Below are 23,308 nucleotides of genomic sequence, written 5' to 3' on the forward strand. Positions count from 1 at the left end.
GCCAGACGTTTGCGATAATCGACTGTCTTTCGAGGCAGCCGGTTCTTTCCTTATCGACGCACGCCCCAACCGACGGCACATGCTTTCGGCAAGATGGAGGTCGCCATGTCCAGTTCGCGAATCTCCACACCGTTCACCGTCATCGGCAATCAGGACAATGGCACGCGGGCCGGGCTCAAGAACGGCCTCGTCTGGGCGATCCGCGCGCGCCCCGGCGAAGATCCGACGCCACTGGCACCCGACGAGATCGAAGCGATCTTGGACGATGCGACGCCCCCGTCCAACTGGCCGCGACAGGCGGAAAGCTGGGCATGGCTGCATTTCGATACGGTTCACAGCGCCGCGCGGGCGCATGTGGGGGAATTGCCCTGCCTGCCGCCGGATGTCCGCAGCATGCTGGCCGAGACGGAATACGGCATCATGCTCGAAGCCCTGCCGGGCCTCGTCTGGGGCGCCATGCCGGCGTTCGACGACGGCATGGAGGACGATCGCGATATCTGCGCCTGGCGTTTCGCGATGCGTCCCGATCTGCTGATTACCACGCGTCGCAATCCCATTCCCGTCCTGGGGGCCGCCTACCGGAGCCTGCGCGCGGATTCCATTCCGCGCAGTCCGGCAGGCGTGATCGATCGTGCCCTGCGAGAATTCACCGGTTCGATCCGCCGCCAGATCGGCCAGTTGGACGACGAACTCGACCGTGCCGAGGATGCGCTGCTGCTGATCGAGCACCGGACCGATCTCGGTCATCTGGGTGGTATCGTCGGTAAGGTGCGCCGCCGCGCGACGGAATTGCGGCGTGTGGTGACGCCGATCGACCGCGTGCTGAAGGACGATGAACTGGAATTGCCTTCCTGGGCGGAGGACGAATTGCGGGACCGGACGGAACGTCAGGTTCATGCCGCGCTGGACGACCTGATCGCATTGCAGGACCGCGCCCGCTCGTTACAGGACGAACTCGGCTCGTCACAGGCGGAAGAAACGAACCGGCGCCTCTATATCGTGTCCGTCGCCACGACGTTGATGCTGCCGGCAACGTTCGTCACCGGTTTCTTCGGCATGAATACCGGCGGGATGTTTCTGGCGCAGGGCGCATGGGGCACCATCGCCGCCGGTGCGGTCTGCGGCATCGCCATGTTGCTGACCGGCGTGTTCCTGAAGCTGGCACGGCTCCTGTAGGCGTTACTGGCCGTAGGGCGCGACGGCAGTGTCGTCTTCCCAGGCCATGCTTCTGAAACGGCTGTTCGAACCGCGTTCGTGCGTTTCGGCGATGACGAAACTCCCCTGGAACGCCTGCCCGTCCTGCGTGTGCACGACACCACGGCAGCGGCGGATCCATGTCGTGGCGCCCGGCAACTGCTGCTGATCCTGCGGACGCTCGTAGAAGGACTGGAAGGTGATCGGCAGTTTGGGAGAGGGGGAATTGCCGATCTGCTCGTTGCGATGATCCATGAAGTCCTGGAAGGCCATGGCCCAGAGGCTGTAATACTGGCCATTCGTGCAGAGATGCGTGTCTTCCATCGCCATGGCGACCAGCGGGCGCTCGTGCGAACATGCGGCAAGCGATAGCCCGCAAGACAAGACGACCGCGCGAGATCGCCAGGGGTTCATGCCTGTCGCGCGCCGCCGACCCAGACCTCGGCAATCTCCAGTCGCTCATCCATCACGACGAAATCCGCCAGCTTGCCGGCGGTAATGCTGCCGCGGTCGGAAAGGCCGAGATAGGCTGCGGCATTGCTGCTGACCAGACGGGCCGCGTTCGGGAGCGATGCGCCACTCTCCACAGCATTGCGAAGGGCGCGGTCGAGCGTCAGCACGCTGCCGGCGAGCGAGCCGCCCGGCAAACGCACGACGCCGTCCTCGATCATGACGTCCTGTCCGCCGAGCTGGCTCGGTCCTTCCGGCTGTCCCGCGCCGCGCATGGCATCGGTGACGAACAGCAGGCGATTGCCCATGACGCGGGAGACGAGGCGGAAGCTGGCGGGATGGACGTGATGCGTGTCGAAGATCATCTCGCCAAAGGCTTCGTCATGGCACATCAGTGCCGTGACGGGACCGGGACGGCGTCCCTCGATCGGTGACATGGCGTTGAACAGGTGCGTGCCGCCGGGCACACCGCCTGCTGCGCAGATGGCGCAGATGGCGCGATCCGCGCCTTCGTAATCGGTCGTCGTATGGCCCAGGCTGATCCGTACGCCGGCTTCGGCGAAGGCGGCGATGGCCGTTTCCGCATGTTCCAGTTCGGGCGCGAGCGTCACGACGCGCACGCAGCCGGTGCCAACAGCCTCCGCCACCCGTTCAGGGCTTGGCGGAATGGCGAAGGGCGGCTGCGCGCCCAGCTTGTGTGGGCTTACGAACGGGCCTTCAAGATGGGCGCCATGGATACGCGGACCGTTGGCGACGCCGCGCGACATGACCTCGCTGATGGCGTGCAGCGCATCCATCACATCCGCCCAGGGGCGGGTGATGGTGGTTGGCAGGATGGTTGTCGTGCCATGTGACAGGTGAAAACGCGAAAGCCTGTCGATGGCAGCCGCGCCGTCCATGGTGTCCGCACCGTCGCCGCCGTGGACGTGACCGTCGATGAAGCCGGGGAGAATGTAGCGGCGTGGCGCATCCGCGTCAGGTTCGACCGAGCGGATATGCGTGTCAAAGGAGACTCGTCCGGGAAGAATACGATCTGGCAGGACGATATGGCCTTCGAGACGCATGATGACTCCTTGAAATAAAAAGACATGATTTTTTGATGGCGGGGAATGCCGACCATTGACTTGCAGTGTTCACACCAACGCGAGGTCGATGTCGAGTATCGCTATCTTCCGTTATCGGTTGACGTGCATCAATGCGACGCTCCGCGCGGCGTGGGAGAGCTTTTTTCATGACAAGCGCGATCCTGACCATGAATGCCGGTTCATCGAGCGTGAAATTCGCCTTGTTCGACCGGTCCGGCGCGCGGCTCGTGTCCGGCGCGCTGTCCGGCATCGAGACGGCGCCGAGACTGACGGCGGCCGATGCGCAGGGTAAGGAACTGGTCGATCGTGGCTGGTCGCTGGAAGGCGGTGCCGACCCGCATCTGGCCGCCATCGACGCGCTGATGTCGTGGCTGGACGACCATGTCGGCCTGAGCGCCCTGCGGGCTGTCGGTCACCGCGTGGTGCATGGCGGGCCGGATTTCGTCAGTCCCCTGTTGGTCGATGACGATGTTCTCGAAAAGCTGGCGGCGCTCACGCCGTTTGCGCCGCTGCATCAGCCGGCTTGTCTGGGGCCGATCAGGGCCCTTCGCCAGAAGCATGCCGATCTGCCGCAGGTGGCGTGTTTCGATACGGCTTTCCATCGCACGATGCCGCTGGTCGCACGGCAATTCGCCCTGCCGCGTGACTATGAAAGCCAAGGGGTCAGGCGCTACGGCTTTCATGGCTTATCGTACGAGCATATCGCGCGGCGGCTTCGCCGGGATTTTCCGGAGCTGGCAAGGGGACGCGTGCTGATCGCTCATATCGGCAATGGCGCCAGTCTGTGTGCCCTGCGCGAGGGAACGAGCATTGCGACGACAATGGGCTTTTCCGTGCTTGACGGGCTTGTGATGGGGACGCGTTGCGGGGCGGTCGATCCAGGCGCGCTGCTCTATCTGCTGCAACAGGCCGGTGTTTCGGCTGATGGGCTGGAGACGATGCTCTATCATAAGTCCGGCCTGCTCGGCGTTTCCGGCGTATCGAGCGACATGCGCGAACTGCGCGCGCGCAGCAATGAACCAGCCGTGCGCGAGGCGCTCGATCTTTGCGTACATCGCTTCCTCGAGCAGGCGGGGGCGATGATCGCCAACCTGCATGGCGTGGATGGCATCGTCTTCACGGGTGGCATTGGCGAGCACGATGCGATGTTCCGTCGCGATGTCTGCGCGCAACTCGGCTGGCTGGGTGTCGGGCTGGACGTGGCGGCGAACGCGGCGCACCGACCCGTGGTGTCGACTGCCGAAAGTGCGGTCCGTGTGCTTGTGATACCGGCCGATGAGGAAGCCTCCATTCGGCGACATGTTCAGGCCTGCCTCGGCGATGACAGCCCTGGCGAAGGGTAAGGAGGAAACAATCCGATGAGTGAAACGCGTATGCCTCTCTCTTCCGATGAGATCGTGCTGTTCGACAAATGGTGGTTCGCCGCGAATTACCTGTCCGTGGCGCAGATCTACCTGCTGGCCAATCCGCTCCTGCGCGAACCGCTGACGCTGGAGCATACCAAGCCGCGTCTGCTGGGGCATTGGGGAACGACGCCGGGGCTGAACTTCCTCTATCTGCATCTCAACCGGATCATTCGCCGGGATGGGCGGAATGTGCTGTTCGTCGCCGGGCCGGGCCATGGCGCGCCGGGCGTCGTGGCCAGCACCTATCTGGAAGGCACCTATACCGAGTATTTCCCGGAGGTGACGCAGGACACGATCGGGCTGGAAAAGCTCGTCAAGCAGTTCTCCTTCCCGGGCGGCATTCCCAGCCACGCGGCAGCGACCACGCCGGGCTCCATCCATGAAGGGGGCGAGCTTGGCTATTCCCTATCCCACGCCTATGGCGCGGCGTTCGACAACCCCGATCTCGTCGTGGCCTGTGTCGTGGGCGATGGCGAGGCGGAGACGGGGCCGCTCGCGACATCGTGGCACAGCAACAAGTTCCTCGATGCGAAGACCGATGGCGCGGTGCTGCCGATCCTGCATCTGAATGGCTACAAGATCGCCAACCCGACGGTTCTTGCGCGTATTCCGTCCGATGAACTCGTGGCGCTGTTTAGGGGCTACGGCTATGCGCCGATCCTGGTGGAAGGGCACGAGCCGGCGGCGATGCACCAGCGCATGGCCACCGCGATGGACGATGCCTTCGCGCAGATCGCCGCTATCCAGAAAGCGGCGCGCGAGGGTGGTGAGACGGCACGCCCGACCTGGCCGATGATTATCATGCGTTCGCCGAAAGGCTGGACCGGTCCCAAGACCGTCGACGGGCAACGGGCCGAGGGCTACTGGCGATCGCATCAGGTGCCGTTCACCGATCTCACCAATCCGGGTCACCTCAAGCTGCTCTCCGATTGGCTGCTGAGCTATAAACCCGACGAGCTGTTCGACGGGAACGGCACGCTGCGACCGGAAATCCGCGCATTGGCGCCCCAGGGGGACAAGCGCATGAGCGCCAACCCGCACGCCAATGGCGGCGTGTTGAAACGCGCGCTACGCCTGCCGGACCTGAGAGATTATGCGGTCGCCGTCGACAGGCCGGGCGCGACCGATGGCGAAAGCACGCGCGTGCTCGGCACATGGCTGCGCGATGTGATGAAAGAGAATCTGGGCAGCCGGAATTTCCGTGTTCTGGCGCCGGACGAGAATAATTCCAACCGGCTCAACGCCATACTGGATGTCACGAACCGCGCCTGGGATGCTGAAACGCTTGATTACGATGACCATCTCGCGCCCGATGGGCACGTGATGGAGATTCTCAGCGAGCACACCTGTCAGGGCTGGCTGGAGGGCTATCTGCTGACGGGCCGTCATGGCTTTTTCTCGTGCTACGAAGCCTTCATCCACATTGTCGACTCGATGGTCAATCAACATGCGAAGTGGCTGAAGACGTCCAGGGAGGTGCCATGGCGTCGGCCAATCGCGTCGCTGAACTATCTGCTTACGTCGCATGTCTGGCGGCAGGACCATAATGGCTTCAGCCATCAGGACCCCGGCTTTATCGATCATGTGATTAACAAGAAGGCCGATATCGCCCGCGTCTATCTGCCGCCGGACGCGAACACGCTGCTGGTCGTCGCGCGTCACTGTCTGGCGAGTTGGGATCGGATCAACGTTATCGTGGCGGGCAAGCAGCCGGAGCCGCAATGGCTCAGTCTGGATGCGGCGATCAAGCATTGCGAGCAGGGCATCGGCATCTGGGAATGGGCCAGCAACGATGCCGAGGGCGAGCCCGATGTCGTGATGGCCTGCGCGGGGGATGTGCCGACGGGCGAGACGCTGGCGGCGGTGTCGCTGTTGCGCAAGCATGTGCCGGACCTCAAAATCCGCGTCATCAACGTGGTCGACCTGTTGACGCTGGAATCCAGGACGCAGCATCCGCATGGTCTGGACGATGCGATGTTCAACAGCCTGTTCACGCTGGACAAGCCGGTGATCTTCGCCTTCCACGGCTATCCGCAACTCATTCACAAGCTGATCTACAAGCGCGAGAACGCCCGTAATTTCCATGTGCACGGTTTCCGCGAGGAAGGCACGACCACGACGCCGTTCGATATGACGGTGCGCAATGCGCTGGACCGCTTCCATCTCGTGCTGAACGTCATCAAGCATGTGCCCAGCCTGTCGGTGCGTGCGGCGTATGCGACGCAGGCCATTCACGACAAGCTGATCGAGCATAAGCTCTACGTGGCGCAATATGGGGAGGACATGCCGGAAATTCGCGATTGGAAATGGTCATGACCACAGAATTGCCGATCCGCCTCGTGCTTGCCGACGTGGACGGCACGCTGGTGACGAAGGAGAAGATCCTCACACCACGTGCCATTGATGCCGTGCGACGACTGCGCGAGCGCGGCATCCTGTTTGCGATCACCAGCGGGCGGCCGCCACGCGGCATGGCGATGCTGCTGGCGCCGTTGGCGATCGACGAACCGGTCGCGGGCTTCAACGGCGGCGTCATGGTGGATGCCCACGGCAAGGTGATCGAGATGCGCACCCTGACCGAGGCGCAGGCGCGAAAGGTGATCGGGATCATCCGAGACCATGGTGCCGATCCATGGGTCTATACCGGCACGGACTGGATCGTCACGAGGGCCGATGCGCCGCATGTGGCGCGGGAACAATGGACGGTGAAGTTCCCGCCGCGCGAAGGCGATATCGAGAGCGATCTGTCGGGGGTCGTAAAGATTACGGGCGTCAGCGACGATGCCGATCTGATGCATCGGCTTGAGCACGACCTGCAGGCGGCGATGGGCGATGATGCTTCCGCAGCCTGCTCGCAGCCCTATTATGTGGACGTCACGAACAAGGATGCGAACAAGGGTGGGGTGGTGCTTGCGCTGGAACGGCTTCTGGGTGTCCCGGCGGCGCAGATGCTCACCATCGGCGATCAGCCCAACGATATGTTGATGTTCGCCAGGAGCGGTCGGTCGATCGCGATGGGGCAGGCCAATGACGCGGTGAAAAGCGCGGCAACCTATGTCACGACCTCAAGCGAGGATGAAGGCTTCGCCAGCGGTATCGAACGTTTCGTTCTGGAAAAGGACGGCCGCTGAGGGCTGGTCACTGAAAAGTGGCCGGTGCAACGATTGCATGGCGACATGAAAACGGCCCTGATGAGCCCGGACGTCACTTAGGAAGGATATGCCGATGGCCGAGCGCAATTTCAGAAGCCAACTGACCGGGTCTTTCTCGTCGCCATCCAAAGGCAACCCGACCGTGGCGATGGTCGAGGCCGGTTATCGTCATGCCCGGCTGGATGCGCGCTTCATCAACTGCGACGTCAAGCCAGCCAATCTCGAAGCCGCCGTGCGGGGCGCCGTGGCGATGGAGTGGGTGGGCTTCAACTGCTCGCTGCCGCACAAGGTCGAGGTCATCAAATATCTCGACGACGTGGCGGAATCGGCATCCATCATCGGTGCGGTCAATTGCGTGGCCATCCAGCAGGGGAAGCTGATCGGGCATAACACGGATGGCAAGGGCTTCCTCTCGTCCCTGCGCAGCGTCACGGACCCCAAGGGCCGGAAGATCGTGCTGCTCGGCGCCGGTGGCGCCGCGCGGGCGATTGCCGTGGAACTGGGTCTGGCCGGTGCTGCGCATCTGACGATCGTCAATCGCAGCAGGGAAAAGGCGGAAGCCATCGCGAAACTCGTGACGGAGCACACGCAGGCGACGGCCAGCGCCGAAGGGTGGTCCGGTGATTACGCCGTATCGCGGGATGCGGAAGTGCTCATCAATGCGACATCCATCGGGCTGGGTGATCCGGACGCGCTGCCGAACATCGATCTCGACAGTTTGCGCGAGGGCCTGATCGTTGCTGACGTCATTCCCAATCCGCCGGTCACCCGATTGCTGCGGGAAGCGAAGCAGCGCGGCTGCACGACGCTGGACGGCCTCGGCATGCTGGTGAATCAGGCGCTGGTCGGCACCGAGCTATGGTTCGGCCAGAAGCTGGATGGTGCGGTCATGCACAAGACGCTCGCGGATATCTTCGCACAGGACTGACCGCTGATTGGCCGCTTGAGGTCGCGTTATCGGGGCGTCGGGATCTCCGCATTCTGACGCAACTGCGCCGCACCGTCCGAAACGGCTTTCCATGCCGCATTGGCCAGCGCCTTGCGGCTCGGGAAATCCTCCGGTGCGAGCGGCGGATGCAGCATGATCGTCGCGCGGATCGTGTGGCGCTTGAGCAGCTGCCATACGTGCGGACCGAGATCCATGTCGCCATACCAGGCAAAGACGGCGCGTTGCGCACGGTTGACCGGAAGCCCTTCCAGCCGGTCATAGACCACGGATACAGGCTGGATCAGTGGTGTCAGGCCGGGAGGATATGTGGGCATTTGTTCATCGGCCATGACGCCTTTCGGCAGGCGCGGCAACTTGGCGATGGCGAAGAAGGTGGACATGAACGGCAGGACGCGTGAACCGTCGGACGACGTGCCTTCCGGGAAAAGGACAAGATTGTCGCCTGTCGCCAGACGGGTGATCATCTCGTCGCGTTCGCGCCCGGTCGTGCTGCGGTTGCGGCTGACGAAGATCGTACGGCCAATCTTCGAGACCAGCCCCATGATGGGCCATTTCTCGATATCGCCCTTGGCGACGAAAACCGAATAGAGCTTGGTGCCCAGAACAGGGATATCGAGCCAGGATGAATGATTCGATACATAGATCACGGGTCGTTCGCCGCGGGCACGGCCTTTCGCGCCGCCAACCGTTCCGGCCGGACGTCCCAGGACCCGGATATGCAGCGAAAGTATCTTGCAGAGCCCGCCCCAGACGACGCGTGTCCAGCGGATTTTGGAGACCCCCGGCACAGGGAGTAGCAGGGCCTCGAACCCGACGGAAAGCGGCACCCAGACGACAACGCCGGCGAGTTTGCAGCCGGCCATGACGCTGGCCCGAAGGCGTGCGGGCAGGTCCGATTGCCGGGCCACTTCGTCCCGACCCGGCCAGACGGCTTCGGTCGGAGCTTGCGCGGTGAAGCCGCTAAGACGCGGTTCGGCCTGATGGCCAAGCCGCCATCGACGGAAAAACTCTGCAATCATGCGTGATCCATAACGTCCGCTGGCGTGCGCTACAATGGCATCTGCATGACGTGTCGTTCAGGAATGCGCGCGTAACCGTTCGTAAAGCACGAGTTCCGGGGCGGCGAGCGCACGTATCTGGGGAAGGCATGCCGCGAATTCCGCGAGGTCATCAGCCTGCGCGTCGAGGTCGCTGACGTTCAGATGCTGGGTTGGCATCGTGCTGGGGCGCGTTTGCAGAATGATGCGTGAGTCGGCGATGAATTTCGCCACATGATCGGTCGTCATGAACAGGTTGCGCGGACTGTCCAGCGCCCGGCACGCGCGCACGAAGACGTCGCGATCGGTGGGATCGTCGTCGTTTCCGGGTGAGCCGCCAAGCATGAGCAGCTGGAGATTGGCTTCCTGCCGGGCATCCGGATGGGCGAGGAACTCCTTGAACGGAAGTTCGCGCATCAATCGCATCGTGGGCGTGAAGGTTTTGGGATCTTCGTAGGGGCGTCGGCTGTGCAGGAAGGCGGCCCGGAAACGCAGGACCGGATCGCGGAGCAGGCCAATGAACCGGTCCTGCGGCGACGCATGCATCTGGAATGTTGCAAGCGGAATATGGCCGCCAACAAGATCGAACTGGTCGTCCGAAGGCGGATTGGCCCGGAACGATGCGGTGCTGTCGTAATAGGCCTTGGCCCGGACGGTATGGCCGATCGCGTTCCAGACCGTCGTGCCGGCGGTTTTCGGGATGTGAACGAAGAAAATCGTGTTGCCGAGGCGCTTGAAATGCCGTGTCCGAAGATGGTGGCGAACCGGCAGGAAGTGCCGGCTGTGGCGGCGCAGGCTGTTGATGAAACGCCGGGGTCCGTCGCGCAGGAAACAGACGAAGACCTCGTTCGCGAAGACGATCTGCCATTCGTTGCAGAGGCGAACGAGCGCCTCCCGCGGCAGGGCGTTCAGGCGCCCCTTATGCAGGATCACGACGGAGGCGTTCTGCACCTCGATACGGTCCGTATAATGACGCAGCGTTCCGACCGGTGGCGTCGGCCAGTCGCCGATCGGCGCAAGAATGCGGTCATCTGGCTTCAGCTGCGGTAGCAGGCTGTCCCAGGCTGCCTGCCATACCGGATCGAGCATGGAGCTCTCCTTGTCGTTTTTTTTTGGGACATGAGTTCCCCGGGAAAGAGTGCCGCCAACCGCGACGATCATTGGCGCGAATTTATGGCCGGGGCGAAATACAACGTCTCAACCGAAACGGGGTGTTACAGAACAAACCATTCGGCGCGCGCATCGTTCCAGAAATATGATGTCACAATGAGGATCAAGATGCAGCCGTTCGAACTCCCTGCGCAAACCGCCAATATGAGGAAGCGACGCGTCTTTCTGACGCAGATGCTGTTCGCCGGGGCTGCTTTGGCGACGCGGAGCCGGGCTGCAACCCTGCCTGAACCGTCGAGTGTGGTCAGCAATCCGCCCCGCCGCTGGGATGCTCATGCGTCGGCGCATTATGTTCCCGACCCGGACATCCTGTCGCTGGATGCCGACTTCAAGGCCATGCTGTTCCCGGGCGCCAATATCGAACGTGTCGTGACCGGCATGGGCTGGCTGGAAGGACCGGCCTGGTTGGGTGAAGCGCGCATGCTGCTGCTCAGCGACACGGTCAGGAGTCAGCAATATCGCTTCGTGCCATCGGACACCACTGGAGACGGGAGTCTCTCCGTCTATCGGCAGGAGAGCTATCACAGTAACGGCAATACGCTTGATACGACAGGCCGGGTGGTGACGTGCGAACACGATATGCGTCGCGTCGTGCGGTGGGAGCTGGACGGGAGCTGTCACGTCGTGGCCGATCGCTTCGAAGGAAAGACGCTCAATTCGCCGAACGACGTGGTCGTGCATCCCGGAGATGGCAGCATCTGGTTTTCCGACCCCGCCTATGGCGATACGCTGATCGAAGGGCATCCGGATTCGCCCGGCGGGTTGGCCAATCGCGATGGCAGGCTCCGCTGGAATCTCGGCGACGAGGTGCCCACGCAGTTCGCCGGGCATGCGCGCCAACCAGATCATGTCTTTCGGGTCGATGCGCAGAGCGGTGCGGTGGAAGCGGTCCTGACGCAGGAGCAGTTGCCGAGCCCGAACGGACTATGTTTCTCGCCGGACCTCAAAACGCTTTACGTGATCTCCTGCAATCCGGACCCCGGTCAGCAAGGGGCGAAAGGTGACAATACCATCCATGCCTTCGATATGGTTGATGGCCGTCCGCGTCATGGCCGGCTGTTCTCAGACATGATGCTCGACGGCCATCATATGGTCCCGGACGGCATGCGGGCGGACGTGTTTGGCAATCTCTGGTGTGGCGCCAGTGGCCCGCTCGGGTTGGCGGGGGTCTTCTGCTTCAATTCCGCCGGCAAGCTGATCGGTCGTATCCGTCTGCCATCCGGATGCTCCAACCCGACGTTCGGCGGAATTAAACGCAACGAGCTTTATATGTGTGCGGGGCACGACCTGTTCCGCCTGCGTCTCGAGACGCAAGGGGCCGGGCTGTCATAGACCCCGCGCGGGTTAGGGGCCGAGTGGCCCCGTCATTCGATCGGCGTGCAATCCGACGGAACGTGATCGCGCAGGAACGCCGCGAATTCCCTGAAAGCGGGGCCGCGTGGGTCCGAGCCGCGCCAGACCAGCCCGATCGTGCGGCTGGCGCCGGTCATGGGGCGGACATCGACCAGTTCGGCCATTTCCGCCCGGTTGCGCAGGGCGAGCTGCGGGATGAGCGAATAGCCTTCCCCTGCGCCGACCATATGCCACAGCATCTCAAGGCTCGTGGCCAGACGCTGGCTGCCGTGTTCGCTCAGACCGCAGACCGACAGGGCCTGATCGCGCAGGCAGTGCCCGTCTTCCAGCAGCAGCAGGTCCGAGCCCCCGAGTTCCTCCAGCGATAATTCATCCGTCTGGGTCAGGGCGTGATTTCTGGGGAAGACACCCAGGAAAGGCTCTTCGAAAAGTGGCTCCGCATGCAGGGCATCGCTGCCCAGCGGCAGGGCGGCCAGCACGAGATCGAGTTCGTTGTGCCGCAGCTTGTGGAGCATGGGTGCGGTCATGCTTTCCGTCAGTTGCAGGGAAAGCTGGGGATATTTCTGCCGCAGGCGGGGCAGAAGGCCCGGAATATAATATGGCCCCAGCGTTGCAATCACACCGATGCGTAGGACGCCGTCGAGCGGTCCGCTGCGGGCGCGGGCGACTTCGATCAGTGTCCGCGCCGACACGAGGACGTCGCGGCAGAGGGCGATGAGACGCGTGCCATCGGGCGTGGGCGCGACGTGACGGCGGGACCGTTCGAAGATCGTGACGTCCAGCAGCGCTTCCAGCTTGCGCACCTGTTCGGACAGCCCGGCCTGGCTGACGCCGCAACGTTCCGCGGCGCGCGAGAAGTTGCGCAGGTCATCCACCGCAACCACATATTCGATGTCGCGTAGAGAAAGTCCGGAGAGCGGAATATAGGCCATAGACAATAGATAACGTCTGGCGCTGCTGAAGGAAAGACCGGTTCTGCCTATGAACGATATTGACAGGAACTGTTTCCCGGTCGTTCGTATCCGTGGGACAAGAGGCCCGTCAGAGTAACTGTGACACAATCAGGGAGCATCTCATGCCGCGTATCAATTCGCCGCTGAAGCCGTTCGAGACCGACGCCTACCACAATGGCAAGTTCATCAAGGTGACCGATGCCGATGTGAAGGGTAAATGGGGCGTCTTCTTCTTCTACCCGGCCGACTTCACTTTCGTCTGCCCGACGGAACTGGAAGACATGGCCGACAACTATGCCGAATTCCAGAAGCTGGGTGTCGAGATCTACTCCGTGTCGACCGACAAGCATTTCACGCACAAGGCATGGCACGACACGTCGCCTGCAATCGGCAAGATCAAGTATGTCATGCTGGCCGACCCGACGGGTGAAATCGCGCGCAACTTCGATGTCATGATCGAGGAAGCCGGCATGGCCGATCGCGGAACCTTCCTGATCGATCCGGAAGGCAAGATCCAGTACATCGAAGTCACCGCCGGTGGCGTCGGTCGTAGCGCGACCGAACTGCTCGACAAGGTGCGCGCCGCGCAATACGTCGCGTCCCATCCGGGCGAAGTCTGCCCGGCCAAGTGGAAGGAAGGCGAAGCGACCCTGTCGCCGTCGCTCGATCTGGTCGGCAAGATCTGATTATTCATGGCGGGAGCGGAGCCATTACGGTTCCGCTTCCTGCCTTCCGTGACTGTCCGGTCGCGCGACGAGACGCCGCGCTGTCGAACAAGCACCGATTCCTCTCTCCGGAGATATTCCTCTCATGCTGCAAGACAATATCAAGGAACAACTGCGCGGTTATCTGGCCAATCTGAAGCATCCGATCGTGCTCGACGTGGCTTTGGACGACAGCGCCAAATCGCGCGAGATGGACGAACTGCTGCGCGATATCGCCGCACTGTCAGACAAGGTGCGCGTGTCGGAATTGCGCGAGGCGGCGCGTCGCCCGTCTTTCCTCGTGCGCCGGGAGGACGAAAGCGTCGGCGTGACATTCGCCGGCATCCCGATGGGCCATGAATTCACGTCGCTGATCCTGGCGCTGCTTCAGGTCGGTGGTCACCCGCCGAAACTGTCGGACGATCTGGTCGCCCAGATCAGGGATCTGCCCGGGACCTATGAGTTCGAGACGTTCATCTCGCTTTCCTGCCAGAATTGCCCGGATGTCGTGCAGGCGCTCAATGCGATGAGCGTCATCAACCCGAACATCCGTCATACGATGATCGACGGTGCCCTGTTTCAGGACGAGGTAACGGCGAAGCAGATCATGTCCGTCCCGCAGGTGTTCCTGAACGGTCAGTCCTTCGGGTCTGGCCGGATGGACGCCGAGGCGATTCTTGCCAAGATCGACACGGGCGCGACAGCACGGGCGGCGGCAAAAATCGGCGAGAAGGCACCGTTCGAGGTGTTGATCGTCGGTGCGGGACCGGCGGGTGCCGCGTCCGCGGTCTATGCCGCGCGCAAGGGGATCCGCACCGGCATTCTGGGCGAGCGCTTCGGCGGGCAGGTGCTCGATACCATGGCCATCGAGAATTTCATCTCGGTGCCGGAGACGGAAGGGCCGAAGCTGGCCGCGGCACTCGAACGCCACGTTCGTGAATATGAGGTGGACGTCACAACGGGCCAGCGCGCCAAAGCCCTCATCCCGGCATCCGAACCGGGTGGATTGCATGAGATTCAGCTGGAAAGCGGCGCTTCCCTACATTCGCGTTCGCTGATCCTGGCGCCGGGCGCGCGCTGGCGGCATATGAACGTGCCGGGCGAAGACGCCTATCGCAACAAGGGCGTGGCCTATTGTCCGCATTGCGACGGCCCGTTGTTCAAGGGCAAGCGTGTTGCCGTGATCGGCGGTGGCAATAGCGGCGTGGAAGCGGCCATCGATCTGGCGGGGATCGTCCAGCACGTTACCCTGCTGGAGTTCGCGGACAAACTTCGGGCCGATGAGGTGCTTCAGGCGAAGCTGCGGAGCCTGCCGAATGTGAAGATCGTGACCCGCGCCCTGACCACCGAGGTCGTGGGCGATGGGCAGAAGGTCACGCGCCTTCTGTATCGTGACCGGCAGACCGAGGCCGAGCATGAAATCGCGCTGGAAGGCATTTTCGTCCAGATCGGTCTGGTGCCGAACACGGAATGGCTGCGTGACACGATTGCCCTGACCGAACGTGGCGAGATCGAAGTGGACGCACATGGTGCCACGTCGGTACCCGGCGTTTTCGCGGCGGGCGATGCGACCACCACGCCCTACAAGCAGATCATCATCGCAACGGGCGAGGGGGCGAAAGCGGCATTGTCGGCCTTCGATTACCTGATCCGTCTGCCGGTTCCTGCCGAAGCGCGTCAGGCCGCCTGAATTGCCCGGGACCGGCGCCTTCGGGTTCCGGTCCTTGGTTTTAACCCTGTCGGGCGAACCAGGGCCGCAAGCGGCGTATCGCTTCCTCGACGCGGTCGGTCGAAACGGCGAAGCTGAAACGCATGAAGCGATGCCCATCGACCGGATCGAAGTCGATACCGGGCGCTGTCGCCACGCCGGTATCGCGCAACAGTCGCTCGCAAAAGGTCAGGCTGTCGTCGGTCAAATGGCCGATATCGGCATAGATATAGAAAGCGCCGTCCGGCGGGGCGATCCTGGTCAGGCCGAACTCGGGGAGGGCAGTCAGCAGCAGGTCGCGGTTGCGGCGATAGGTCTCGACATGCCCGTTCAGTTCTTCCACACAATCGAAAGCGACCAGACCGGCATGCTGGCTCAGCGCGGCCGGCGTCAGGAACAGGTTGCCCATGCGTGCGCGTGCGGCGGCGATCTTATCTGGCGGCACGACCAGCCAGCCAAGCCGCCATGGCGCCATGCTGAAATATTTGGAGAAGCTGTTCACGACCAGCGCCTCGCGATCATATTCCAGCACGCTGTGTGCGGGCTCGGTGTAGCTCAGGCCGTGGTAGATTTCATCGGAGATGATCCGAATGCCTCGGGCTTGGCATAGATCGGCAATCGCGCGCAATTCCGGATCGGAAAGGATCGTGCCCGTTGGATTGGCGGGGCTGGCGATGATGAGCCCCTCCGGCACCGGGTCGAGGGCGGCGATGGCATCGGCGGTAAGCTGGAAACGCTCTTCGACACCGCAGGGAATTTCAACAGGCACCATGTGAAGGGCCTTGAGCGCATTGCGGTAGGCGACATAGCCCGGTCGGGCGAGGGCGATGCGATCGCCCGGGTTGAACAGGGTCGTCAGGGCCAGGACGAAGGCCGGGGACGCGCCATTCGACAGGACGATCTGTTCCGGCGTGACGGGAATGCCATAACTTTCCCGATAGTGTCGGGCGATCCGTGCCTTGAGGGGCTGACTCTCCCAGTAGCCCATCGGGTCGGTTTCCAGCACATGCTGGGCACGCTCGATGGCGTGTTTCGGCGCCCCGGTCGAAGGCTGGCCGAACTCCATGTGAATGATGCTGCGCCCCTCGCTGGCCAGTCGATGCGCCAGCGCACTGATCGAAATGGCGTGGAAGGGATCGATGACGGGGACACTCATCGTATCAGGCCTGATCTTCCCGGACGAGCGCGGCCAGTTGCGCGAATTCGGCAACGCTCAGCGTCTCGGCGCGGCGCGTGGGGGCAATACCGGCACGTTCGAGCAGAGCCTCGCCGCCAGCTGCTTTCAGCGAGGACCTGAGCATCTTGCGTCGCTGCCCGAAAGCGAGCGCCGTGATGCGTTCCATGGTCCTGAAAAGCGCCGGCTCAGGCTGCTCGGCGTGGGGGATAAGGCCAACCACCACCGAGTCGACTTTTGGCGGGGGCGTGAAGGCGCCCGGCGGTATTTTCATCAACAGGCGGCATTCGGCACACCACTGCGCGAGCACCGCGAGCCGTCCGTAAGCGCTGGTGTCCGGCGCGGCGCAGATGCGTTCGCCGACCTCGGCCTGGAACATCAGGGTCAGGCGCTCCCACTGCGCTGCCTGCCGTAACCAGCCGATCAGCAGGGGCGTGCCGACATTGTACGGCAGATTGGCGACGATCTGTCGCGGAGTTGGGGAGAGCGTTGTGGCATCCAGACGCGTTGCGTCGGCTTGTACGATATGGAGACGATGGGGATAATACGCTGCCAGGTCCTCCAGCAGCGGCCAGGCGCGCTGGTCGATCTCCACGGCATGGACCGTCTCCGCCGGCGTCTCCAGCAGCGCGCGCGTAAGACCGCCGGGTCCGGGGCCGATCTCCACGACATGGCGACCGCGAAGATCGCCTGCCAGGCCTGCAATCCGGGCGGTAATACCGGGATCAAGCAGGAAATGCTGGCCAAGGGATTTTCGCGCGTCGAGGCCGTGCGCGGTCATGATCGCGCGCAGGCTCGGCAACGGCGTATCGGGCATCGTCAGCTGGCTTGCGGTCGCATCTGGATGACGGAGCGGCGTTCCAGATCGCGCGTCATCTGACGTGACGCCTGCTCGACGCGCTCGTTCATCAGTTCGTCGGCGATTTCGCTCGGCGTCTGCTGGGCGACGTTCTTGTCCTGCCGCTGGCAGACCATCAGCACGGCGATACCATCCGTCGAAACGAGAGGACGGCTGACCTGGCCGACCGGCAAGGTCGACAGAACCTGACGCATCTGCGGGTTCAGGCGGTCCAGCATGACGGCGCCGGGATCGCTCGGATGCTTGTCCGCCGCGCCGAGCGACTTGTTGAGCGCTGCCATCTGGTCGCAGCTATGCACCGTGCTCGGTGCTGCCGAAGCATGTTGCAACTGGATCTTCTGCTGGTCCGTCGGGGCCTGCGGATTGAGCGGCGCGTCGAAAGGATAAAAAGCCTGACGCAGCGTGACCATGGTGGCCATCTGATGGCCGATGGTCCGCTTCGCCGCGACCGTGGCGATCACATAGCCGCCCGGCACGCGGATGGGGTTGGAGATCGCGCCGATCGGCATCTGCTTGACGATTTCCGCCACCGGCGGGTCGAGGCTGTCCTCCTGCACCCAGCCCATCGCACCGCCGTTCAAGGCCGTCTGCGACTGGGAGAACTGCGCCGCGACGATCGGGAAGGGCGCGCCTTCGCGAAGCTGCGAGATGATCGTCTTGGTAAAATCGAGTTCCGTCTGGTCATGCCGCGGATCGGCAACCGGGATGAAGATTTCACTGACGTTATATTGCGGGCGACCTTCCTCGGCGCGTAACGCGTTCTCACGCTGGGAGATCTGTTGTGCCGTGATATGGCCACCACCGCCGATCTCTTCCCGAAGGACTTGCATCCAGCCAAGTTGCACGCGGATCTGATCGATCAGCGTCGTCAGCGATACGCCATCCTGCGCCAGCTTGTCGCGCAGGGCGTTCTTCGGCATGCCGTTACGCTGTTCGATGCCTGCGATGGACTGCGCGATCTGTTCCGGCTCGATGTTGATATGACGCTTGAGGATTTCCTGCGTCTTGTATCGTTCCTCAATCAGCTGATGCACGATCTGCGGTCGCAGGCGCGCCATCAGTTCGGGGCTGATGGAAAGGCCGGTCGACAGGGCGAACAGGCGGCCCCGGTTATCCACGTCCCGCTGTGTCAGCACCTGGCCGTTGACGACGGCGATGATCGCGTCTTCCGGCGGGGTGGCGACCGGTTTCGCGGCTTCCTTCGCCGTGCCGGCATCGGCGTGACGCGCATGATGGTGTGCTGGCGCCGCCATGGCGAATGCCGGGAAGGCCGCACAGGCCAGCAGGCAGAGCCGCGCAATCCTGGGGCGCCCGACTGGCGGCCGGCCGCGCTTGGCAGCTTGGTCGAAAGGGGTCATCTCAGATCCGTCAGCCGTTGATTCCAAAAGTACCGATTGTCTTGAACGTGAAGTTGAACAGCACGGTGGTGTTCCGCTGCTGCCCGCCGATCGTGGTATATTGCTTGATCGCCAGGATGTCCAAGCCGAAGCAGTCGTTGCTGTATCCCAGATCGCCGCCGACGCTGACGAATTCGTGGCGCGAGATCGAGCGGCGACCGTAGACCGACGCGTGGTATTGCCGCCAACGCGTTGAAATCCCGGCCGAAACCTCGTTCGTCGGCGTGTAATACACGCTGGTCGGGCCACTGACGCGATAATTTTCCGCATAATAATAATACGGTGTGACGGGCTGGTAGATGTAGCCCGCATTCACGTGGAAGATCGGCACACCAACACTCAATAGGCCTTCGCCGTAATCCAGCCGCCCATGCCAGGGATCGTATCGGCCGCGCGCCGTCAGGTCCAGATACTGGTTCGGGCTCAGACGGATGCGCCCGACCGGGTCGGAGGCATGGTGGTCCAGCCCGGAATAGGGGATGCGGTTGTGGTCGATGTGCTGCTGGAGACTTTCACCAACCAGAAGGTCGATGACATGCCCGTTCCATGTCCAGTTGCCGTGAACGCCGACATTGCCGCGCAGGCCGCCGTCCAGACGGTCCGTGCCCAGATAGCGGTTGAGCGAGAACAGCGTGCTGTCGGTAAATTCGTAGGACAAGCTGTCTTCGTTCGGCATGTAGCTGTTGGCGCTGTTGCCTGTATTGGGGGCCGCGATCGCCTGCACGATCGGCTCGACGATCTGGGTTCCGTGCCCGCGCGCAAAACTGCGCAGGAACGGCCAGTTCAGCTTCAGGGCGACCGTCGGCAGCACCTGCCCGGTCACCTGATTCTTGCCCGTGCCATAATAGGTCGGCTGCTTGTAGAGCTGGTTGCCGCGATAGACCGTTGAATCCAGCCGCATGGTGAGCAGCCAGATCTGGCCGAGCCTGTTGCGGAAGGGACGATCCCAGTTCATCTCCAGCTGGCCGCGCTGATCCGACACGCCGGACGCGCGATAGAGGTCGAAATCTGTCGTGCGCGCCGAGAACGTGCCGCCCCAGGCATCGGGCCGCCCCTGGAAATTATAGCTGAAACGCGGCAGGACGAACGGCAGTTCGGAGTCACGGATAACGCCCTGGTTCAGGCCTTGATAGAAGGCGGAGTCGAGGCGCGCGTAGGAGCCGATGCCGAAGCCTTCGACGAAGGCGTTCGAATTCAGGTATTCGTTACCATATCCGGAAATACGATAATCGCGCATGTAGTTGGCGGATGTCGCGAGATTGGCATTCACCCCGGCGCGCCAGTTGCGGTTGATCGAGAACAGTCCCTGAGCGCGTAGATAGCCCTGCAACCCGTGTTCGTCTGAGGAGCCCGTGTCCTCGCCGAAGGTGTTGACGTACGAGCCCTGACGATGCGTGTCATAGGCGAAGCCGCCGATGACGTTGATCTTGCCGAAGTTGAGATTGTTCCGGTACTGGCCGCTCAGCTGCGGGCCTGTCCGGGTGGAAATCAACGCCTGGGCCGTCAAATCCTGCTGCTTGTCGATCGCCCAGAAATACGGGATCGTCGCATAGGTGCCTAGGTAACGGTCATGCGGGCTGATCCCCGGCATCAGGAAGCCGCTTTGCCGCTTCACCGACGGGTCGGACATCGAGAAGATCGGCAGATACACGACGGGAATGCCGAACATATCCAGCCAGGCATGGCTGAACTCGATTCGCTGATGTTCCTTGTCCTGAATGGCGTCATAGGCCCGGAGTTGCCAGAACGGCGGCATTTCCGGGTTCTTGGCGCAGATTTCGCACGCCGTGTAAACGGCGCGGCTCATGTCGTTGATGACGCCGTTGGTGCGACGCATACCGTTCGCCGCCAGCTTCGCATTGTCCTGCATGCGGATGTAGATGGCCGTGGCGATGCCTTCGTGCATGCCGTTGCTCAACTCGACATAATCGGCGTAGGTCGTGCTGCCGTCAGGCTCTACGATCGCCACGTGGCCGCGCGCCGCCATGACACCGGTGCTGCGGTCGTAGGTGATCTTGTCCGCCCGCAGCGCGTGCTCGCCCTGCCAGACCTGAACGTTGCCGGACCACGTCATCAGGCCGGACTTCTGATAGGACTCGTGATCGGTCAGATACGTGACCGGATCGGCGGAGGAGGTCGGCTTGCCGATCTGGACGGTGGGACCGGCCTGGCTTTTCGTGGCGGCGTTGGAGTCGGCTGGCGCGCCGAGCGTTGCCGAGCCGGCAAGCATCGTCGCGGCCATCCAGCGCCCGCGCGCCCGCAGGCGCCTCTTCCGTTTCGTCGTCACCGCGCCGCGCGCAATCGACATCAACCGTCCTCCAGATGCAGCAGCAGCGATATCGCCAAACAAAGTCCCGCGCCAGTCGGCGCCCACGCGGCAAGCATGGGCGGTAATGCGCCCGAATCGCCGAATTGCGCCGCCACTTTCGAGACGGTGAACAACAGGAAACCCGTTGCGATGCCCGATCCCAGCATGCGCGCCACGCCACCGCGTCGCGTCGGTCGCATGGAGAAACCGGCCGATACCAATGCCATCGTTCCGGTCAGGATGGGAAGCGCCAGAAGTGTCTGAAAATGCAATCGGTGACGAATCGACGAAAATCCGGAGCGGTCGAGAAGCCGGATGAAGCCCGGCAGCGTCCAGATGGAAAGGGTTTCGGGAGAGGCGAAGCTCTCCTCGACGCGCGCCACGGTCAGATTGGTGGGGAGCGCATAATCGCCGATGCGAACGGGGAGATGATCGGGGCGGATCGTGCTCGCATCCTCGAGTTGCCAGTGCTTGTGCGCAAGAACACCGCGTGGCGCTTCGATGCGCAGCACGAGATGATCGTGATCGTCCAGCCGGAAGATGCTGATATTGGTGACGTTCAGGACGCCATCGCGCAGATGCACGTCGCGCGCATGCAGGATCGCGACCCCGCGGGACTCTGCCGTGTCGTCGGGCTGGCGCGTCCACAGGGCGCCGCCATTAAGCGCCAGGGGGCCGCCGCCCGTCTTGAGGTAGGTCTCGTCCAGCAATTCCGCCTTGCGGAACATGAAGGATGAAAGTGGCGACAGCCCGGCTGTCGCCAGACCGCCGATCAGCAGGGCGCAGGCCAGAGGCGCGGCGAGGAACTGCCAGGCGGAGATGCCGGCGGCGCGTGCGACGATGAGTTCCGACGAACGTGTCAGCCGCCAGAAGCAGACGATGCCGCCCAGAAGCACACCGAACGGCAGGATCATGATGATGAAATAGGGAACATGCAGCCCGGCGATTTCCGTCACTAGTCGTGTCGGCACGTTCGGCTTGGTTGCAACGCGGCGTAACAGGTCGATGAAATCGAACAGGGAGACCAGACCCGTCAATGCCATAATCATGGCGACGACGGAAAGTGTGAACTGTCGCGCAATATAAAGGGACAATGTGACGGAGACGCCCGTTGTCCAGCGGCGATGCAATGCGCGCGCGCGATCAGCGGCCACGATGGCGCTCTCCATTCGCTGTTGGCACTGCCGGTCCGCCGCCCAGCATGGCGCAACGGTTCTCGCGCCATTCGGTGCCGAAAAGCCAGGCTGCGCCAGCCAGGGCCGGAAGCCCGGCCACGATCCAGATCAGCGGTACGAGATGCAGATTGCGGCCGGCGAGATTTTGCAGCATCAGCGAAAGGGCAAGCAGCCCTACGACGCCGAAAATGGCGATGAGCGGCCGCTTGAAGCTGCCATGCCGGGAGAAGACGCCGCCCAGTGCCGCCACCATGCCGATCATGGAGAAGGACAGCACCGTCAGCGGTGAGCTGAGACGCCGCCATGCCTCGACCGCGAACTTGCCGCGATCGCGTTCGGCGACCTCGTGCGGGTCCGGGCGCAGCAGTTCATGGAGCGACATTTCGGAAGCGTCGCGCAATTCGGCGCTGTCCTTCTTGTTCGGCGTCAGGTCGACGGTATTGCGCGCGAAGCTCAGGACATTGAGGCGCCCGGTCTTGCGGTCGATCTCCTGCCGCGAGCCGTTGTAGAGCACGACGCGCGGCTGGTTGTCGATTACAACCATCGAACCGTGCTCCGCCAGGATGGTCGCATGGGCGTCCGGCTGGCGGTCGTCCTCCACCAGAATGCCATGCAGCTCGCCACTGCGCTCACGCGTGCGGACATAGACGGTCATGTCCTGCGAAAGCTGGGTGAACACGCCGTCCTGCAGGAGAAACGCCGCCATCCTGTTACGGATCTGGAATTCGTAGCGCCGAAATTCATGATAGGCGGTCGGCACCAGCCACAGATTGAGCACGTAGCACAGCAACGTGGCCGCGACGGCACAGATGATGCCCGGTCGCGCCAGCTGGAATGACGACAGCCCTGCGGCGCGCATGACCGTCAGCTCCCGGTCGCCCGCCATCCGCTGGTAGCCGAACAGCACGACGAGGAAGGTCGTGATCGGCAGGATGACCGCGACGAAACCTGGGATGAGGAGCGATGTCAGCCCCAGGAATGTCCGCAGCGACAGGCCGCGATCAACCACGAGGGACACGAATCGCAATGACTGCATCAGCCAGATCAGCGCCACGGCGCCGCCGGTCATTGCCGCGAGCCCGATGACGAGCTGGCGGATGACGTAGCGATCAAGCAGCGGCAGCTTGAAGGAAGAGGTCGCACGGGACGATGTGGCAGGGGCCGAAGCGGGCATCGGCATTATCTAGCCTTCCGGCGCGATCCGCAAAAGCGACAAATCGCTTGCGGATGTAAC

19 protein-coding genes are annotated in these 23,308 nt (G+C 62.9%); 8 read left to right on the forward strand and 11 right to left on the reverse strand.

Annotation, left to right across the window (positions count from 1 at the left end):
- Positions 1 to 105: 105 nt before the first annotated feature.
- Positions 106 to 1,176, forward strand: coding sequence for a CorA family divalent cation transporter (locus tag A0U93_RS14045; RefSeq protein WP_077808557.1), 1,071 nt, complete (start codon positions 106 to 108; stop codon positions 1,174 to 1,176).
- 3 nt (positions 1,177 to 1,179) lie between these two features.
- Here A0U93_RS14045 and A0U93_RS14050 read toward each other — a convergent pair whose 3' ends face one another.
- Both A0U93_RS14050 and nagA read right to left on the reverse strand, forming a co-directional pair.
- Complete coding sequence (locus A0U93_RS14050) at positions 1,180 to 1,578, reverse strand: hypothetical protein (protein WP_149026885.1); 399 nt, start codon at positions 1,576 to 1,578, stop codon at positions 1,180 to 1,182.
- Positions 1,579 to 1,604: 26 nt separating this feature from the next.
- Positions 1,605 to 2,708 carry an N-acetylglucosamine-6-phosphate deacetylase gene (gene nagA / locus A0U93_RS14055; protein ID WP_077807883.1) on the reverse strand — a complete coding sequence of 368 codons (1,104 nt, stop codon included), beginning with the start codon at positions 2,706 to 2,708 and terminating at the stop codon, positions 1,605 to 1,607.
- A 167-nt stretch (positions 2,709 to 2,875) separates the two neighbouring features.
- Between nagA and A0U93_RS14060 the strand changes: the two genes are divergently transcribed.
- The 4 genes from A0U93_RS14060 to aroE all read left to right on the forward strand — a co-directional run bounded on the left by A0U93_RS14060 (position 2,876) and on the right by aroE (position 8,215).
- Positions 2,876 to 4,072 (forward strand): acetate/propionate family kinase, encoded by a 1,197-nt coding sequence (locus A0U93_RS14060; RefSeq protein WP_077807884.1) that lies wholly within the window; start codon positions 2,876 to 2,878, stop codon positions 4,070 to 4,072.
- A gap of 15 nt (positions 4,073 to 4,087) precedes the next feature.
- Complete coding sequence (locus tag A0U93_RS14065) at positions 4,088 to 6,451, forward strand: phosphoketolase family protein (protein WP_077807885.1); 2,364 nt, start codon at positions 4,088 to 4,090, stop codon at positions 6,449 to 6,451.
- Positions 6,448 to 7,266, forward strand: a complete 819-nt coding sequence (locus A0U93_RS14070) for a Cof-type HAD-IIB family hydrolase (RefSeq protein ID WP_245824922.1) — start codon at positions 6,448 to 6,450, stop codon at positions 7,264 to 7,266. Before A0U93_RS14065 ends, A0U93_RS14070 begins: the two co-directional genes overlap by 4 nt.
- Before the next feature lie 94 nt (positions 7,267 to 7,360).
- The gene (gene aroE / locus A0U93_RS14075; protein WP_077807887.1) at positions 7,361 to 8,215 is read left to right on the forward strand and encodes a shikimate dehydrogenase; all 855 of its coding nucleotides are present in this window, start codon (positions 7,361 to 7,363) and stop codon (positions 8,213 to 8,215) included.
- 26 nt (positions 8,216 to 8,241) lie between these two features.
- Here the strand turns inward: aroE and A0U93_RS14080 are convergent, their stop codons facing one another.
- A complete protein-coding gene (locus A0U93_RS14080; RefSeq protein WP_077807888.1) occupies positions 8,242 to 9,255 on the reverse strand; it encodes a lysophospholipid acyltransferase family protein in 1,014 nt (337 codons plus the stop codon).
- A 57-nt stretch (positions 9,256 to 9,312) separates the two neighbouring features.
- Positions 9,313 to 10,362, reverse strand: a complete 1,050-nt coding sequence (locus A0U93_RS14085) for a sulfotransferase family 2 domain-containing protein (RefSeq protein WP_077807889.1) — start codon at positions 10,360 to 10,362, stop codon at positions 9,313 to 9,315.
- 177 nt (positions 10,363 to 10,539) lie between these two features.
- Here A0U93_RS14085 and A0U93_RS14090 point away from each other — a divergent pair, with 177 nt between their 5' ends.
- Positions 10,540 to 11,775, forward strand: a complete 1,236-nt coding sequence (locus A0U93_RS14090; RefSeq protein WP_371862825.1) for an SMP-30/gluconolactonase/LRE family protein — start codon at positions 10,540 to 10,542, stop codon at positions 11,773 to 11,775.
- A 32-nt stretch (positions 11,776 to 11,807) separates the two neighbouring features.
- Here the strand turns inward: A0U93_RS14090 and A0U93_RS14095 are convergent, their stop codons facing one another.
- Positions 11,808 to 12,728: a hydrogen peroxide-inducible genes activator gene (locus A0U93_RS14095; RefSeq protein ID WP_077807890.1), complete on the reverse strand. Its 921-nt coding sequence runs from the start codon at positions 12,726 to 12,728 to the stop codon at positions 11,808 to 11,810.
- Positions 12,729 to 12,871: 143 nt separating this feature from the next.
- On the opposite strand from A0U93_RS14095, the gene ahpC reads away from it, so the two are divergent.
- Entirely contained in the window at positions 12,872 to 13,435 is a 564-nt protein-coding gene (gene ahpC / locus A0U93_RS14100; protein WP_077807891.1) for an alkyl hydroperoxide reductase subunit C, read from the forward strand.
- A 124-nt stretch (positions 13,436 to 13,559) separates the two neighbouring features.
- Positions 13,560 to 15,143 (forward strand): alkyl hydroperoxide reductase subunit F, encoded by a 1,584-nt coding sequence (gene ahpF / locus A0U93_RS14105; protein ID WP_077807892.1) that lies wholly within the window; start codon positions 13,560 to 13,562, stop codon positions 15,141 to 15,143.
- A gap of 40 nt (positions 15,144 to 15,183) precedes the next feature.
- Here ahpF and A0U93_RS14110 read toward each other — a convergent pair whose 3' ends face one another.
- Genes A0U93_RS14110 through lptF form a run of 6 tightly spaced genes read right to left on the reverse strand, consistent with a single transcriptional unit; the run spans position 15,184 to position 23,248 of the window.
- Positions 15,184 to 16,317 carry an aminotransferase class I/II-fold pyridoxal phosphate-dependent enzyme gene (locus tag A0U93_RS14110; RefSeq protein ID WP_077807893.1) on the reverse strand — a complete coding sequence of 378 codons (1,134 nt, stop codon included), beginning with the start codon at positions 16,315 to 16,317 and terminating at the stop codon, positions 15,184 to 15,186.
- A 4-nt stretch (positions 16,318 to 16,321) separates the two neighbouring features.
- Positions 16,322 to 17,152 carry a 16S rRNA (adenine(1518)-N(6)/adenine(1519)-N(6))-dimethyltransferase RsmA gene (rsmA, locus tag A0U93_RS14115; RefSeq protein ID WP_077807894.1) on the reverse strand — a complete coding sequence of 277 codons (831 nt, stop codon included), beginning with the start codon at positions 17,150 to 17,152 and terminating at the stop codon, positions 16,322 to 16,324.
- A 2-nt stretch (positions 17,153 to 17,154) separates the two neighbouring features.
- Positions 17,155 to 18,552, reverse strand: a complete 1,398-nt coding sequence (locus tag A0U93_RS14120; RefSeq protein WP_077807895.1) for a peptidylprolyl isomerase — start codon at positions 18,550 to 18,552, stop codon at positions 17,155 to 17,157.
- 10 nt (positions 18,553 to 18,562) lie between these two features.
- Positions 18,563 to 20,899 (reverse strand): LPS-assembly protein LptD, encoded by a 2,337-nt coding sequence (locus tag A0U93_RS14125; protein WP_077807896.1) that lies wholly within the window; start codon positions 20,897 to 20,899, stop codon positions 18,563 to 18,565.
- The gene (gene lptG / locus A0U93_RS14130) at positions 20,899 to 22,053 is read right to left on the reverse strand and encodes an LPS export ABC transporter permease LptG (protein WP_245824924.1); all 1,155 of its coding nucleotides are present in this window, start codon (positions 22,051 to 22,053) and stop codon (positions 20,899 to 20,901) included. Before lptG ends, A0U93_RS14125 begins: the two co-directional genes overlap by 1 nt.
- A complete protein-coding gene (gene lptF, locus A0U93_RS14135) occupies positions 22,043 to 23,248 on the reverse strand; it encodes an LPS export ABC transporter permease LptF (RefSeq protein WP_077808559.1) in 1,206 nt (401 codons plus the stop codon). Before lptF ends, lptG begins: the two co-directional genes overlap by 11 nt.
- Positions 23,249 to 23,308: the final 60 nt, after the last annotated feature.

It is taken from the genome of Neoasaia chiangmaiensis (assembly GCF_002005465.1).
GTDB classification, from domain to species: Bacteria; Pseudomonadota; Alphaproteobacteria; order Acetobacterales; family Acetobacteraceae; genus Neoasaia; species Neoasaia chiangmaiensis.

Bases quoted from the DNA above. Each gene is read 5' to 3' on its own strand.
- nagA (WP_077807883.1), bottom strand. From the start codon at position 2,708: ATGCGTCTCGAAGGCCATATCGTCCTGCCAGATCGTATTCTTCCCGGA.
- ahpF (WP_077807892.1), top strand. From the start codon at position 13,560: ATGCTGCAAGACAATATCAAGGAACAACTGCGCGGTTATCTGGCCAAT.
- A0U93_RS14080 (WP_077807888.1), bottom strand. From the start codon at position 9,255: ATGATTGCAGAGTTTTTCCGTCGATGGCGGCTTGGCCATCAGGCCGAA.
- A0U93_RS14125 (WP_077807896.1), bottom strand. From the start codon at position 20,899: ATGTCGATTGCGCGCGGCGCGGTGACGACGAAACGGAAGAGGCGCCTG.
- rsmA (WP_077807894.1), bottom strand. From the start codon at position 17,152: ATGCCCGATACGCCGTTGCCGAGCCTGCGCGCGATCATGACCGCGCAC.
- A0U93_RS14110 (WP_077807893.1), bottom strand. From the start codon at position 16,317: ATGAGTGTCCCCGTCATCGATCCCTTCCACGCCATTTCGATCAGTGCG.
- A0U93_RS14065 (WP_077807885.1), top strand. From the start codon at position 4,088: ATGAGTGAAACGCGTATGCCTCTCTCTTCCGATGAGATCGTGCTGTTC.
- A0U93_RS14090 (WP_371862825.1), top strand. From the start codon at position 10,540: ATGAGGATCAAGATGCAGCCGTTCGAACTCCCTGCGCAAACCGCCAAT.
- A0U93_RS14120 (WP_077807895.1), bottom strand. From the start codon at position 18,552: ATGACCCCTTTCGACCAAGCTGCCAAGCGCGGCCGGCCGCCAGTCGGG.
- A0U93_RS14095 (WP_077807890.1), bottom strand. From the start codon at position 12,728: ATGGCCTATATTCCGCTCTCCGGACTTTCTCTACGCGACATCGAATAT.
- A0U93_RS14085 (WP_077807889.1), bottom strand. From the start codon at position 10,362: ATGCTCGATCCGGTATGGCAGGCAGCCTGGGACAGCCTGCTACCGCAG.
- A0U93_RS14060 (WP_077807884.1), top strand. From the start codon at position 2,876: ATGACAAGCGCGATCCTGACCATGAATGCCGGTTCATCGAGCGTGAAA.
- ahpC (WP_077807891.1), top strand. From the start codon at position 12,872: ATGCCGCGTATCAATTCGCCGCTGAAGCCGTTCGAGACCGACGCCTAC.
- A0U93_RS14045 (WP_077808557.1), top strand. From the start codon at position 106: ATGTCCAGTTCGCGAATCTCCACACCGTTCACCGTCATCGGCAATCAG.
- A0U93_RS14070 (WP_245824922.1), top strand. From the start codon at position 6,448: ATGACCACAGAATTGCCGATCCGCCTCGTGCTTGCCGACGTGGACGGC.
- lptF (WP_077808559.1), bottom strand. From the start codon at position 23,248: ATGCCCGCTTCGGCCCCTGCCACATCGTCCCGTGCGACCTCTTCCTTC.
- aroE (WP_077807887.1), top strand. From the start codon at position 7,361: ATGGCCGAGCGCAATTTCAGAAGCCAACTGACCGGGTCTTTCTCGTCG.